The 13706-nt window shown below is 33.0% G+C and carries 14 protein-coding genes; 5 read left to right on the forward strand and 9 right to left on the reverse strand.

The genetic code is table 11. From position 1 onward, the window contains the following. Positions 1 to 88: 88 nt before the first annotated feature. Both B5X64_RS12150 and B5X64_RS12155 read left to right on the forward strand, forming a co-directional pair. Positions 89 to 676: an RNA polymerase sigma factor gene (locus B5X64_RS12150; protein WP_079465581.1), complete on the forward strand. Its 588-nt coding sequence runs from the start codon at positions 89 to 91 to the stop codon at positions 674 to 676. A gap of 201 nt (positions 677 to 877) precedes the next feature. Further along, positions 878 to 1573, forward strand: coding sequence for a YjjG family noncanonical pyrimidine nucleotidase (locus B5X64_RS12155; RefSeq protein ID WP_079465512.1), 696 nt, complete (start codon positions 878 to 880; stop codon positions 1571 to 1573). A 72-nt stretch (positions 1574 to 1645) separates the two neighbouring features. Here B5X64_RS12155 and trpS read toward each other — a convergent pair whose 3' ends face one another. The 8 genes from trpS to ileS all read right to left on the reverse strand — a co-directional run bounded on the left by trpS (position 1646) and on the right by ileS (position 9398). After that, positions 1646 to 2614, reverse strand: a complete 969-nt coding sequence (gene trpS / locus B5X64_RS12160) for a tryptophan--tRNA ligase (RefSeq protein ID WP_079465513.1) — start codon at positions 2612 to 2614, stop codon at positions 1646 to 1648. Between the two features lie 49 nt (positions 2615 to 2663). Next, positions 2664 to 3665 (reverse strand): hypothetical protein, encoded by a 1002-nt coding sequence (locus B5X64_RS12165; RefSeq protein WP_079465514.1) that lies wholly within the window; start codon positions 3663 to 3665, stop codon positions 2664 to 2666. Further along, positions 3666 to 4310: a SanA/YdcF family protein gene (locus tag B5X64_RS12170; protein ID WP_079465515.1), complete on the reverse strand. Its 645-nt coding sequence runs from the start codon at positions 4308 to 4310 to the stop codon at positions 3666 to 3668. Between the two features lie 41 nt (positions 4311 to 4351). Then, entirely contained in the window at positions 4352 to 4990 is a 639-nt protein-coding gene (locus B5X64_RS12175; RefSeq protein WP_079465516.1) for a lipoprotein signal peptidase, read from the reverse strand. Then, a complete protein-coding gene (locus B5X64_RS12180; RefSeq protein ID WP_066678196.1) occupies positions 4990 to 5184 on the reverse strand; it encodes a DUF2683 family protein in 195 nt (64 codons plus the stop codon). The genes B5X64_RS12175 and B5X64_RS12180 overlap by 1 nt, the downstream gene beginning before the upstream one ends. A 52-nt stretch (positions 5185 to 5236) precedes the next feature. After that, entirely contained in the window at positions 5237 to 5482 is a 246-nt protein-coding gene (locus tag B5X64_RS12185) for a DUF6576 domain-containing protein (RefSeq protein ID WP_079465517.1), read from the reverse strand. An 86-nt stretch (positions 5483 to 5568) separates the two neighbouring features. Further along, positions 5569 to 5949 (reverse strand): TraR/DksA family transcriptional regulator, encoded by a 381-nt coding sequence (locus tag B5X64_RS12190; RefSeq protein WP_066678201.1) that lies wholly within the window; start codon positions 5947 to 5949, stop codon positions 5569 to 5571. A gap of 59 nt (positions 5950 to 6008) precedes the next feature. Further along, positions 6009 to 9398, reverse strand: coding sequence for an isoleucine--tRNA ligase (gene ileS / locus B5X64_RS12195; protein ID WP_079465518.1), 3390 nt, complete (start codon positions 9396 to 9398; stop codon positions 6009 to 6011). Positions 9399 to 9831: 433 nt separating this feature from the next. Between ileS and flxY the strand changes: the two genes are divergently transcribed. From flxY to B5X64_RS12210, 3 genes are read left to right on the forward strand one after another with little or no spacing between them, the layout of a single operon-like run. Continuing rightward, a complete protein-coding gene (gene flxY / locus B5X64_RS12200) occupies positions 9832 to 11124 on the forward strand; it encodes a flexirubin biosynthesis putative acyl-CoA ligase FlxY (RefSeq protein ID WP_079465582.1) in 1293 nt (430 codons plus the stop codon). A 5-nt stretch (positions 11125 to 11129) separates the two neighbouring features. Beyond that, entirely contained in the window at positions 11130 to 11732 is a 603-nt protein-coding gene (locus tag B5X64_RS12205; RefSeq protein WP_079465519.1) for a hypothetical protein, read from the forward strand. A 43-nt stretch (positions 11733 to 11775) separates the two neighbouring features. After that, positions 11776 to 12372 (forward strand): hypothetical protein, encoded by a 597-nt coding sequence (locus B5X64_RS12210; protein ID WP_079465520.1) that lies wholly within the window; start codon positions 11776 to 11778, stop codon positions 12370 to 12372. A gap of 34 nt (positions 12373 to 12406) precedes the next feature. Here B5X64_RS12210 and B5X64_RS12215 read toward each other — a convergent pair whose 3' ends face one another. Next, on the reverse strand, positions 12407 to 13651 hold the full coding sequence (locus B5X64_RS12215) for an NAD(P)/FAD-dependent oxidoreductase (RefSeq protein WP_079465521.1): 1245 nt from the start codon (positions 13649 to 13651) through the stop codon (positions 12407 to 12409). Between the last annotated feature and the right edge of the window lie 55 nt (positions 13652 to 13706).

Raw genomic sequence — 13706 nt, forward strand, 5'->3', positions numbered from 1 at the left:
GACTTTACTCTAATACTGTTTTGGCAAACTAAAATAACTTGATTCTAATCAGGAAAATGTTTGTCGACGGATAATAATGAGAAGAGTTATGAAATCAACGGATAGTCTATTAATTTCTCTGTACCAAAAAGGAGACGAAGAAGCATTATCAACCCTAATACATCGCCACCAAAGAGAATTGTTTACGTTTATTTTATATAAAATAAATGATCAGGATTTGGCGAATGATATTTTCCAGGATACCTTTATTAAAATTATTGTAATGCTTAAAGAAGGGCGTTACAATGAAGAGGGGAAATTTATTCTTTGGGCAAAAAGAATTGCACAGAATCTTATTATCGATCATTTTCGTGCAAAAGCAAAAAACATAAAAGTTTCAGAAACTACTTTTGAAAGTGACGAATTTTCTATTTTCGATTTAATTAGAGAACCTTCTGAAAATATTGAAGATCAGTTGGTTAGTTTGCAGATTCAAGAAGATTTGCTAAAAATGTTGCAGTTTTTACCTGAAAACCAACAAGAGGTGATAAAACTCAGGTTTTTCGACGGATTGAGTTTTAAAGAAATTGCGGATCATACAGATATGAGCATTAATACGACTTTGGGGCGTGTTCGGTATGCATTGATCAACCTAAGAAAAATAATGGAAGAAAATAATATTGTCTTGACGAGATAATAATTCAATATTTTTCACGTTTTAAAGAAAAAGTAATTTTTGCCTATGAAAAATAACGATTCTTTAAAAATGAAAAGTTTGAAACCTAAAAAACGAACTATTGATTTTTTGCTAAATTTCTCAAAAAATCTTGAGGTCGTAAAGATTAAAAAAAATCATTACCATCTTTCAAAAAATTAAAAATCATTAATTTTGTGCTGTATGAAAATTCAGCACATTTTTTTTGATCTCGACAATACGCTTTGGGATCACCGCAGAAATGCTTATTTGACAATCAAAGATCTTTTTGATAAAGAAGAAATTACTTTAAAATACAATGTTGATTTTGAAGCATTTCATTCTGTATATCACAAAATCAATGAAAAACTTTGGGAACAGATCAGAGACGGCGAAATTGATAAAGAATACCTTAGAAAACACCGATTTTACGATACATTCAAGCGTTTTGGAATTGATGATTTAGAATTATCTATGTTCTTTGAAGAACATTTTTTAGATAAAATTCTGAATTATAATCATTTGGTTGAAGGCGCACAATATATTTTAGACTATTTAAAAGCTAAAGATTATACGCTTCATATCATTTCAAACGGTTTTCAGGAAGTAACGGAAAGAAAATGTATTCTTTCAAAAATTGATCATTATTTTCAGACGATTACCAGTGCAGACTCGGTTGGAGTAAGAAAACCTAATTCTGCTATTTTTGAGTATTCGTTAGGACTTTCTGATGCTAAAAAAGAAGAAAGTATTCTGATTGGCGACGATTGGATTGCGGATGTAATCGGTGCTCAGAACTTCGGCATGGATGTTATTTTCTTTGATCTTTTAAATGAAAATAAAGAAGTAGAAGATCTGAAAGTGATAAAGCATCTTTTTCAGATTAAAGAATATTTGTAAAGACATATTTAAATAGTTTCGGCGGCACCTTTGGTGCCGCCGAAACGTATTATTTATCAGAAAATTTCAGAATTAAATTCCCAAACTTTCTCTCACTCTTTTAATCGTTTCCGTAGCAATAACTCTTGTTTTTGCTGCTCCTTCCTGAAGTTTTGCTTCAAGCTCTTCAAGATTGTTCATATAGTAAGAAAACAATTCTCTTTCTTTTTCAAATCTTGTTAAAATTAAGTCTAAAAGTTCTTTTTTAGCATGACCATACCCAAAATTTCCAGCTAAATATTTTGCTCTTAATTCTTCTGTTTGTTCAGGCGTCGCAATCAATTCATAAATGGCAAAAGTCTTGTCTGTAGAAGGATCTTTCGGTTCTTCTAAAGATTTAGAATCGCTTTCGATGCTCATTATTTGCTTTTTCAATTCTTTTTCTGGTAAGAAAATATTGATGATGTTTCCTCTTGATTTAGACATTTTATGACCATCAAGTCCGGGAACGTATTTGGTGTCTTCCTGCAATTCGGCTTGAGGTAAAACCAAAACTTCACCCATCTGATTATTGAATCTTGAAGCAACATCACGTGCAATTTCCAAATGTTGAAGCTGATCTTTTCCTACAGGAACAATTTCTGCGTCGTATAATAAAATATCTGCAGCCATCAAAATAGGATAGGTAAACAACCCTGCATTTACATCCTGCAAACGGTCTGCTTTATCTTTAAATGAATGTGCTAAAGTCAATCTTTGATAAGGAAAAAAACATGATAAATGCCAAGAAAGTTCACAGGTTTCAGGGATGTCGCTCTGTCTGTAAAAAAATGTTTTTTCGGTATCAAGTCCGCAAGCAAGCCAAGCTGCAGCAATTTCGTAGGTGTTATTTTTAAGTTCTTTTGCATCTTTAATCTGAGTCAACGAATGTAGATTCGCAATGAATAAAAATGATTCGTTTCCTGCTTGCTTAGAAAGCTCTACTGCAGGAATAATTGCACCCAAAAGGTTTCCAAGGTGCGGTGTTCCGGTGGCTTGTATGCCGGTAAGAATTCTTGACATTTGTTTAAAATTATTTTAAAAAATTAATGAATTGCAAATTTAAGGAAAATTACTTTCTAATTGCGTTGTAGTATTTGATCTCAATTTTCTTAAAAATCTGTGGCGAAATGATTTTATATTCTTTTTTATCTAGATTTGTAATCACAGTTCCAAAAATATAAATCAAATATGTGTATTTTCCATCATTAATAATTATGTTGTAATCTGAATTTGTACCAAAAAAAATTAAATTCTGTGTATTTGTAAGTTGATTCTTGAAAGCGCCGAAAGAATATTCTTTCTGATAACTAAATAGATGTCGGATTTTTTGTAATGATTTTGTGTCGAAAATTTTGCGTGGATTATCTTTTTTCAAATAAACCATTTTCTCATTGATCAAAACTTTCTCTATCACAGAAGGTTTTTTCATTAGACCATCATTGTAGGTTTGAAATATTTTAATTGCATCTAAATATGGAATGTAATTGTAAATATAACCTTTCGTGTTGAGATTGATTATATTAAATTTCGATAGGAATTGAACTTCTTCTTGTTTTATTTCCAAATCTTTTCCAGATGTTATTTGAGAAGGATAATTAGCTAAATAATTTTCAGAAATCTCAGAGTTTGAATTTATATAAAGTGTATTACCTATTCTGATTATCTTTCTTAATCCTCCAAGTGAAACGTCATTTCGATCATATTTTTTATTTCTAAAAGAACTATAAAAGTTTACAACTTTTCCGGTATGATTATCTACAACAATTATTTTTTCTCTGAACCATTCATCAAAAGCTTTTTTATCTTCAGGCTTAAGACTGTATTCTAAAGATATTTCAAAAATTCTATTTCTAATAGAATCGAGATTGCTTTTGTACGATGTTGAATCTAAAGTTGTATAAATTTTTAAATTCTTCTCTTTTGTATCAATTTTAAGTTTTTCGAGTTCTTCATCCACAAAACGAATGACCGTACTGTCTTTAATTGGTTTGTTGTCAGAATAATAATAAATGTTTTCTTTTTTACAGGAAAAAAGAATCAAACAAACTGTGAAGAATTGTAAAAGTTTCATTTACGGAATCAAAATTTTCTCCCCACCAAATTTCGGTTCAACACCAAAAATAAAATCCCAGAAAACCTTTGCTCTCGCTAGTTTCTCTCTTGCATTGGTTTTTATTCCGGCATATTTATTTACATCTGCAGCATTGTAACCCCAAGCTTCAATTCCGTTTTTCCTTGCAAGATAAACCGCTCTTTCGTTATGAAATCTCTGAGAAATAATAATGTATGAATTTTGCCCAAATATTTCTTTAGCTCTTAAAACAGAATCCAAAGTTCTGAAACCTGCAAAATCTTCAAAAATTTTATCAGCGGGAACTCCGGCTTTGATAAGCTCGTTTTTCATTTCTTCCGGCTCGTTATAATCTTTCTTAGAATTATCACCACTCACGATGATATTCTGAATTTTCCCTGATTTATATAATTGCGAAGCTGCCTCAATTCGATTGAAGAAATAAGCATTCGGTGCTCCGTTGGATAAAGTTTTACTTGTTCCTAAAAGAAGTCCGGTTTTTTCATTTGGTAAAGTTGAAATATTAGACGTTACGTAATCTTCTGACTGATTATTAATTGTAAAATTTGACCAGATGATAAAAATAATTCCTGCCACAAAAAGTAGCAGGAAAATTTTGAATATATTTTTTATAATTGTTTTCATACATTGTAAACCTTGAAGGTTTCATAAAAGTATGAAATATTTTAGAACTCGAGTCCGTTTGGAAAAGCTTTTTTTCTGAAAATTAAAAGCAATGCAGCCCCCACAGTGATAGCAGAATCTGCAACATTAAAGATGTATTTAAAGAATTCGAGATGCTTTCCTCCAATTAAAGGCCAGCTTTCCGGAACGTACCAATCTACCAAAGGGAAATGAAGCATATCAACAACGCAACCTTTCATAAATGTAGAATATCCTTCACCGAAAGGAACCAGTTTAGAAACCCCACCGTAACCAATCCATTGATTTACGTTTTCGTCATAGATCATTCCACTGTCGAAAATTAATCCATAAAACATTCCGTCAATTAAATTTCCAATAGCTCCGGCAAAAATAATAGCCATTGGAATAATCAGATAATTAGATTCGCCTCTTTTCAGCCATTTATTAAACAGATAAACCATTCCTCCAATCAGAAAAATACGAACAATCACCAAAAAATATTTACCAAGCATTCCTCCAAAATGAAAACCATACGCCATGCCCGGATTTTCTACAAATGTCAGTTTAAAACCCGGAAAAACAGGAATACTGTCATTCAGGTTAAAATTCGTTTTGATGTAAATTTTTGAAGCCTGATCTATTAATAAAATAAGAAAAGTGATGAGTGCAATCTTCTTCATTACCTATTCGTCTTTGGTTTGTCTTTAAAATCCTTACCAGTATTTTCTTTCTTAACAGGAGCTTTTTTCTCAAAAGTTTGAGTTTTTGCGCCTCTGGTATGAAATTTTTCATATCGAATTCCCATGTCTTTCATCACACTTTTCAGCGCATTCAGCTCCATTTGATTTTTTGGGTGTACAATTAATGCTTCCATTTTAATTTATTATTTGTAGTCTTGCTAAAACGTAAGTTCTAGCAGTGCTTATTTAATGCTTAGAAAGTTCGTCTAGTCTTTTTCTGTCTTTAGCAGAAAGGTCATTGATTCCGTTCTTGCCCATTTTGCTGAGAAGTCTGTCGATTTCCTTTTCCCTTTCTCGTTTGTCTGAGTTGAATTGCTGATCGATTGTCAGATTTTTAGGCTTATCAGTATAGAATCTGTTTTTGATCCGATCTTTATTAAAAAACCATAAAACGGCAACGAGGATAATACCTAAAATCAAAAATTCACTCATAGATATAATTAAAAATTAGGTTTATACAATGCTGTAAAACATTATATAAACCCAATTAATTATTTACAAAAATAAGATAAAAATAATTATCTCTTCATATTTTTAGCTTCAATACTCAAAGTAGCGTGCGGTACAGCCAAAAGTCTTTCCTTTGGAATCAGTTTACCTGTTACTCTACAAACGCCATAAGTTTTGTTTTCAATTCTTATCAAAGCATTTTTAAGATCTCTTACAAACTTTTCCTGTCTTCCTGCCAAAATAGAGTTTTGCTCTTTGCTCAGCGTTTCTGCACCTTCTTCAAAAGCTTTGAAAGTAGGCGAGGTATCATCTGTTCCGTTATTTTGATCATTGATAAAGCTTTCTCTGATTAGCTGTAAATCTTTCTCTGCTTTCTCAATTTTTTCTTTGATTATCTTTTTAAACTCTTGTAAATCAGAGTCGTTGTATTTTACTCTTTCGTCTTGCATTGTCTTTTTCTTTTTTAATAAATTTATGATTTGGAAATTGAAAAAACAATAGTTATATATTAATTTTTTTCAACATTCACTTTAAATTTAATCTCATCGATGTCGATTTCGTTAAAATTTGAAAGTGAAGATACAATTTCTATTTTATTTGACAAGACCTCAGATGAAATATATTCTTCATTTTGCTTAATCTGTTCCCAAAACGGAGTGTTTTCTTCCAAAACGATGCTTATTCTGTCTGTTAATTCAAAATCTTTCTCTTTTCTAAGATTTTGGATCCTGTTGATAAATTCTCTTGCGATACCTTCAGATTTCAATTCATCAGTCATCTTCAAATCTAGTGCCACAGTTGTTTTCCCGTCGGAAGTTACCGTCCATCCCGGGATGTCTTTCGTAGAAATTTCTACATCTGCAGTTGTTATTTCGTAGCCTTGAATTTCGATGCTTCCTTCTTTTTCTAAAGATGAGATTTGTTCGGCAGAAAGATTAGTGATTTCACTACCAACCGCTTTCATGTCTTTTCCAAGTCTCGAGCCTAAAGTTTTAAAGTTGGGCTTAATCTGTTTTACAATTAAATGTGATGCTTCTTCAGCATTGATTAACTGTAATTCTTTAACGTTAACTTCTTGTTTAATTAATTCTGCAACGGCTAAAATTTGCTCTTCCGTTTTCTTGTCTAACACAGGAATCAACACTTTTTGCAACGGTTGACGCACCTTTACGTTTTCCTTTTTTCTCAAAGAGAAAACCATACTTGTAATGTTTTGTGCCAAATGCGTTTTTTCAACCAAATCTTGATCAATTAAACTTTCATCTGCAACCGGAAAGTCTGTTAAATGCACAGATTCTACGCTGTCTTTTCCTGTTACTTTGTTCAAATCCTGATACAATTGATCCATAAAGAACGGAGCGATTGGCGCTGATAATTTGGCAACAGTTTCAAGACAAGTATATAAAGTCTGGTAAGCAGAGATTTTATCATCAGAATAATCTCCTTTCCAGAAACGTCTTCTGCATAATCTTACGTACCAGTTTGATAAATTGTCATTTACGAAATTGCTGATCGATCTTGCCACTCTTGTTGGCTCGTAATCTTCGTAGAATGCTTTTACTTCTTTGATTAAAAGATTCAATTCAGATAAAATCCAACGGTCGATTTCTGGACGATTTTCAACATCTTTTTCAGAATAATTAAATCCGTCGACATTTGCATATAAAGAGAAGAAAGAATACGTGTTGTAAAGCGTTCCGAAGAATTTTCTTCTCACTTCATCAATTCCATCTTTGTCGAATTTCAAATTTTCCCAAGGATTTGCATTGGAAATCATGTACCAACGAGTTGCATCCGGACCGTAAACCGCAAGAGTTTCAAACGGATCAACTGCGTTACCTTTAGATTTTGACATCTTCATACCGTTTTTATCCAAAACGAGCCCGTTACTCATTACATTTTTATAAGCAACTGAATCAAAAACTGCTGTTCCAATAGCATGAAGCGTGTAGAACCATCCACGAGTCTGGTCAACACCTTCAGCGATGAAATCTGCCGGGAAAGCTTTATTGGTGTCAATTAATTCTTTGTTTTCAAAAGGATAATGCAATTGCGCATAAGGCATAGACCCTGAATCGAACCAAACGTCGATCAAGTCACTTTCGCGGTTCATTGCTTTTCCTGAATCTGAAACTAAAACAATTTTATCAACAATATTTTTATGTAAATCAACCAAAGAATAGTTTTCTTCAGACATATTTCCAATCTCAAAACCTTTGAAAGGATTTTCTGTCATAAATCCTGCTGCGATTGATTTTTCAATTTCATTGTATAATTCTTCAATAGAACCGATGATTTTTTCTTCTTTTAAATCTTCTGTTCTCCAGATTGGCAATGGAATTCCCCAATATCTTGAACGGGAAAGATTCCAGTCGTTTACATTTTCAATCCAATTGGCAAAACGTCCTTCTCCTGTTGATTTAGGTTTCCAGTTGATTTCTTTGTTTAATTGAACCAATCTATCCTTTACAGCGGTCATTTTTACAAACCAAGAATCTAATGGATAATATAAAACTGGTTTATCGGTTCTCCAACAATGCGGGTAGCTGTGAACATATTTTTCTACTTTGAAGGCTTTGTTTTCTGTTTTCAACAAAATCGCCAATTCTACATCCCAAGATTTTTCAGGTGCAGTTCCTTCGTCGTAATATTCGTTCTTAATATATTTCCCTGAGAAAGTTTCCGGAACATTATTTCCTTTGATAAATTTACCTTGTAAATCAACCAATGGAACTAAATTATTACTCTCATCTTTTATCAACATTGGAGGGATTCCTGCATCTTTAGCAACTCTCGCATCATCTGCACCAAAAGTAGGGGCAATGTGTACAATACCTGTACCATCTTCCGTCGTTACAAAATCTCCAATGATTACTCTGAACGCTTTTTCGGGAGTTTCATCGGGCGCAAACCAAGGAATTAATTGTTCGTATTGAGTTCCTGCAAGTTGTTCACCCGTAAATTCTTTTAAAACTTTAAAAGGAATTGTTTTGCTGTCTGAAGTATAGTTTGCCAAATCTTCATCACTTCCTTCCACGAATTTTTTGCCGAAATTCTTTTCCAATAAAACTCTTGCCAAAACAACGGTTATCGGCTCGAAAGTATATTGGTTGAAAGTTTTTACGACAATATATTCAATATCTCTTCCCACCGCCAAAGCTGTGTTTGAAGGCAAGGTCCAAGGAGTTGTCGTCCAAGCTAAAATATTTACATCTCCTTCAACATCGTTGAATAATTCAGAAGATTCTTTTTTAACTTTAAACTGGGCTACAATCGTTGTATCGGTAACATCATGATAAGTTCCGGGCATATTTAATTCTGCAGAAGAAAGTCCGGTTCCTGCTTTTGGAGAATAAGGTTGAATGGTGTAGCCTTTATATAACAATTCTTTGCTGTACAATTGCTTCAACAACCACCAAACAGTCTCCATATATTTTGACTTGTACGTGATGTACGGATCTTCAAGATCTACCCAATACCCGATTTTTTCGGTTAGGTGATTCCAAACATCTGTGTAGCGCATTACCGCTTCACGACAAGCTTTGTTGTAATCTTCAATCGAAATTTTTTTGCCAATATCTTCTTTCGTAATTCCGAGTTCTTTTTCAACTCCTAATTCCACAGGAAGTCCGTGTGTGTCCCAACCCGCTTTACGGAAAACCTGTTTTCCGTTCTGAGTTTGGTAACGACAGAAAATATCTTTCAACGCTCTTGCCATAACGTGGTGAATTCCGGGCATTCCGTTGGCTGAAGGCGGACCTTCGTAAAACACAAATTCAGGATTTCCCTGACGTGTTTCTACACTTTTTGCGAAAGTGTCGTTTGCTTTCCAGAATTCCGAAACATTCTCGGCTACATCTATAAGGTTGAGGTTTTTATATTCTTTAAATTGGCTCATTGTAATTTCTCAATTTCGTTGATTAATCAAGGTGGCAAATTTAGTGATTTTTGTCGGTTTATAATATATGTTTTATTTTGATTACGTCTATTGAAAAGTTGTAAGAAAAATATGTGTGTTTGAAGTGAAAATTAACTGTTCAACAAATCGCACAATTTTATTTAAAAATTTTAAAACTGAACCATTAAGGAGATTTAAGAAGTTAAGTTTTTTTAAGAAAAATCAAATAGATTTTTTGAGAAGTATTCTGCTTAAAGCGAAGCGATACTTAATATTCTTAACTTCTTAATAGAAATCTTAATGGTTCAATATTTCAATACGTCGAAATTTTACTTTCAATTGTATGCGTTCTCTGTGCGAGAAAAATTTTCCTTTTGCTTTGCTTCAATCTTTTAATTTTAATTAAATAAATTTGTCTTCTAAATTTAAACTATTGAAACTTTTCCCATCTATCGAGAAAGCAGACATTCAGGATATAAAAATATTTCAGGAAGAAAAACTTCAGGAGCTTTTGGCTTATCTGGAAGCAAATTCTACTTTTTATCAAAGATTATTTAAGGAAAATAATATTCAAATTTCTGAAATTCAAACTTTGGAAAATTTGCGGAAAATACCAACGACCTCGAAAAACGATATTCAACAAAATAATGATGATTTTTTCTGTATTCCACAGAATCAAATTGTTGATTACAGCACAACTTCTGGAACTCTTGGTGATCCTGTAACTTTCGGTTTGTCAGATAAAGATCTTGAAAGATTAGCTTACAACGAAGCGATTTCTTTTGCCTGTGCAGGAATTCAGAAAGGTGATGTTGTACAGATGATTACAACGATCGACAAAAGATTTATGGCTGGACTTGCTTATTTTTTAGGTTTAAGAAAAATGGGCGCAAGTGTTGTTAGAATGGGACCTGGAATTCCCGAACTTCAATGGGATTCTATTTTCAGGTATCAACCGAAATATCTGATTACTGTTCCTTCTTTTCTTTTAAAAATGATCGATTATGCTGAAAAACATGGAATTGATTATAAAAATTCAAGCGTTTACGGAGCTGTTTGTATTGGTGAAAGTATCAAAAATCAGGATTTTACAGATAATATTCTTTCACAAAAAATTAAGGAAAAGTGGAATATTCAATTATTTTCAACGTATGCTTCCACAGAAATGAGCACTGCATTTACAGAATGTGAATTTCAAGTTGGTGGTCATCAACATCCGGAATTAATTATCACAGAAATTCTTGATGATGAAGGAAATTCTGTGAAAGATGGAGAAAGCGGAGAGTTAACCATTACAACTTTAGGAGTAGAGGCACTTCCTTTGTTGAGATTTAAAACGGGGGATTTAGTTAAAGCTCATTATGAGCCGTGTAAATGTGGTAGAAATACAATGAGATTAGGACCTGTTGTCGGAAGAAAGCAACAGATGATCAAATATAAAGGTACGACGTTGTATCCGCCTGCAATGAATGATATTCTGAATGATTTTGAAGGGATTTTATGTTATCAAATTGTTATTCAGTCCAATGAAATCGGTTTGGATGAAATTATCATTAAACTAAGCACAGAAAGAGAAGACGAAAATTTTGAAGGGGAAGTGAGAGACCATTTCAGGGCGAAACTTCGTGTTAGTCCGAAAATTGAAATGGTGAATTTTGATATTTTGTCTAAAACAGTTTTCAACCCAAACAGCAGAAAACCGATTACGTTTATTGATTTAAGATAAAAAGCATGAAAAAAAGTTTATTACTATTACTAATTGCTCTTTCTACAAATTTGGTAGCTCAAAGAGTCAAAGTGATTTCCGGCGATTATATTTTTTTAAAGGGAGAAAAATTTTTAAAAGTAATATTTAAGTTCAATGGAGTTACTTTTGAAAAAAATAAGATAAGCGAAGATGAATTTATTGCTAAAAGAGTTGCTGAAATTGAAAAAAATAAAGGCAAAGATGAGGCGGGAAAATGGAAAGAGGATTGGGAATATTCAAAAACAAAAACTTTTCAGGACAAATTTTTAGCTTCTTGGAATAAAAATACTGACATAGAAGCGTCTGTCAATTTTAAAACAACAAAATATACTTTAATTGTTGAACCTACTTTGATTTCTCAAGGTTTTTTTGGCGGAATAGGAAGTATTCCTGCTGAAATGAGTTCTAAAATGACTTTCGTGGAAACCGAAAACCCAAACAATATTTTAATGGTTGTGGAAGGTATAAAAGCGACAGGCGACAACGTTATCGGAATTGCGAATAATAACGACAGAATTGCGGAATGTTATGCTAAAACTTCAAAAATGCTTGCTTTAAAGGTCAATCATTATGTAAATAAAAAATAAAGGTTTCTATTAGATAATTCTTTTTAATCACATATTTTAAACTATGAAAAAAATATTTCTATTGGTGTGCTTAACAATTGCCACAACTATTTTCGCTCAAAATAAACTGACCGTAGAATCTGGAAATCTGAATTTTTTAAAAGGTCAGACAGAAGTTAATGTTGAACGTAATTATGGAGAGCCTCTTTTTCAGGCTGATAATTTTACGGAAACTGAATATATAGAAAGAAGACATAAAGAAACGGTAGCCAAAAAAGGGGAAGAAGCGTGGAAAAAATGGATTGATATTTGGGAGCAGCATGTGGAAACGATTTGGACTGAAAAATTTATTGAAGGTTTAAATAAATCAAAGAAAATTAAATTCAGTCAAAATATTGAAGCTAAATATACTCTAATCATTCATCCAAAATGGATGTACGCAGGATGGAGTGGTTTTGTAATGCAACCCGGAAAATTATCATCAGAAATAACAATTGTTGAAACTGCAAATCCTTCAAATGTTTTAGCAACAATAAAAGGAGATAAAATCGAAGGCACCGGAAGTAAAGTAGATTACGGAATGGAATACGGTAGGATCTCTGCAGCTTACGAAAAGACAGGTAAAGAGTTCGGGAAGGAACTTAAAAAAGCTTTAAAATAAAACAAAAACGGTCTGAAAATTTTCAGACCGTTTTTTATGCTTTTTGTTTTTCTGCTTTAATGAAGTTGGCAAGATTTACAACTGCAGTATCGTGTATTCTCACAAAAGTATTTTTCTTGTCCCAGACATAGCCCGCTAAAACTGCACAAATTTTTCTTTTGACATCAGGATTTTCCGGTTGGTGGAAAAATAATTCCTGAAGATTTCCGGTGTACCATTCTTTCACATAGGTTGTAAAAACGTTTACACCGTATAAGATATAATCTGAATATTCTTTTTGCCAGTCGATGGTTTCTCCGTTCAGCTGTCGGATTGACAATTTAGCAGCCAACATTCCTGATTCTGTAGCGAATGCCATGCCTGAAGAAAAAACTGGATCAAGGAATTCTGATGCATTTCCCGTCAAAGCAAATCCATTTCCGTAAAGACTTTTTACCGAGCAAGAATAATCTTTTAAATGTCTTGGTTCAAAAAGAAATTCTACATCTCCGAAACGTTTTACGTAATAATCAGAAAGAGAAATAGCTTTTCTCAAAGCTTCTGTAGGGTCTCCGTTTTCAGATAATTTTTCAATATAATCAGTCGGTCCAACGATTCCAATACTTGTATTTCCATTAGAAAAAGGAATTACCCAAAGCCAGACTTCCGTTTCTATAATATCAAAAGAAATTAAAGTTCCTTCTACGCCTTCTTCTCTGTTAATATCTTCTACATGAGCAAAAATAGCAGAGTGGGGAGAAAGTTTCGATGGTTTTTCCAAATCTAAAAGTCTTGGTAAAACTCTTCCGTAACCGCTAGAATCAATCACGAATTTTGCGTGGATCTCTTTCGTTTTTCCGTCTTTGTTCTTTACGGTGGTGATAGAATCTGTTCCGTTAAACTCAATTCCGATTACTTCGGTTTCGAATTCAAGGTCAACGCCTTTATTAATAACTTCCTGAGCTAAAGTATTGTCGAAATCTGCTCTTGGAACTTGCCACGTCCAGTCCCATCCTTCTCCAAATTTGTTGCTGAAATCAAAAATGCAGACCTCATTTCCTCGCATAAAGCGTGCTCCCAATTTTTTTTCGAAGCCCATTTTATCTAAGGCAGGAAACAATCCGGCTTCATCGAAATGATCCATCACTCTGGGAATAAGGCTTTCACCGACTACCAATCTTGGAAATTTTGTTTTTTCAACAACTTTCACATTGATGTTATTCTTCTTCAGATAAGCAGAAGATACGCATCCGGAAGGTCCAGCTCCAATTACTAAAACATCAACAATTTCTTTGTCCATTTGTTTAATAAAACTTTTTATCTTTGCGCAAAATTAGTGACAATTAATTATATTC

Source organism: Chryseobacterium balustinum (assembly GCF_900168205.1).
GTDB classification, from domain to species: domain Bacteria; phylum Bacteroidota; class Bacteroidia; order Flavobacteriales; family Weeksellaceae; genus Chryseobacterium; species Chryseobacterium balustinum.

Excerpts from the sequence above, each read along its gene's own strand:
- B5X64_RS12175 (WP_079465516.1), bottom strand. The coding sequence starts at position 4,990 with ATGAAGAAGATTGCACTCATCACTTTTCTTATTTTATTAATAGATCAG.
- B5X64_RS12205 (WP_079465519.1), top strand. The coding sequence starts at position 11,130 with ATGAAAAAAAGTTTATTACTATTACTAATTGCTCTTTCTACAAATTTG.
- B5X64_RS12185 (WP_079465517.1), bottom strand. The coding sequence starts at position 5,482 with ATGAGTGAATTTTTGATTTTAGGTATTATCCTCGTTGCCGTTTTATGG.
- B5X64_RS12215 (WP_079465521.1), bottom strand. The coding sequence starts at position 13,651 with ATGGACAAAGAAATTGTTGATGTTTTAGTAATTGGAGCTGGACCTTCC.
- B5X64_RS12165 (WP_079465514.1), bottom strand. The coding sequence starts at position 3,665 with ATGAAACTTTTACAATTCTTCACAGTTTGTTTGATTCTTTTTTCCTGT.
- trpS (WP_079465513.1), bottom strand. The coding sequence starts at position 2,614 with ATGTCAAGAATTCTTACCGGCATACAAGCCACCGGAACACCGCACCTT.
- ileS (WP_079465518.1), bottom strand. The coding sequence starts at position 9,398 with ATGAGCCAATTTAAAGAATATAAAAACCTCAACCTTATAGATGTAGCC.
- B5X64_RS12155 (WP_079465512.1), top strand. The coding sequence starts at position 878 with ATGAAAATTCAGCACATTTTTTTTGATCTCGACAATACGCTTTGGGAT.
- B5X64_RS12150 (WP_079465581.1), top strand. The coding sequence starts at position 89 with ATGAAATCAACGGATAGTCTATTAATTTCTCTGTACCAAAAAGGAGAC.
- B5X64_RS12190 (WP_066678201.1), bottom strand. The coding sequence starts at position 5,949 with ATGCAAGACGAAAGAGTAAAATACAACGACTCTGATTTACAAGAGTTT.
- B5X64_RS12170 (WP_079465515.1), bottom strand. The coding sequence starts at position 4,310 with ATGAAAACAATTATAAAAAATATATTCAAAATTTTCCTGCTACTTTTT.
- B5X64_RS12210 (WP_079465520.1), top strand. The coding sequence starts at position 11,776 with ATGAAAAAAATATTTCTATTGGTGTGCTTAACAATTGCCACAACTATT.
- B5X64_RS12180 (WP_066678196.1), bottom strand. The coding sequence starts at position 5,184 with ATGGAAGCATTAATTGTACACCCAAAAAATCAAATGGAGCTGAATGCG.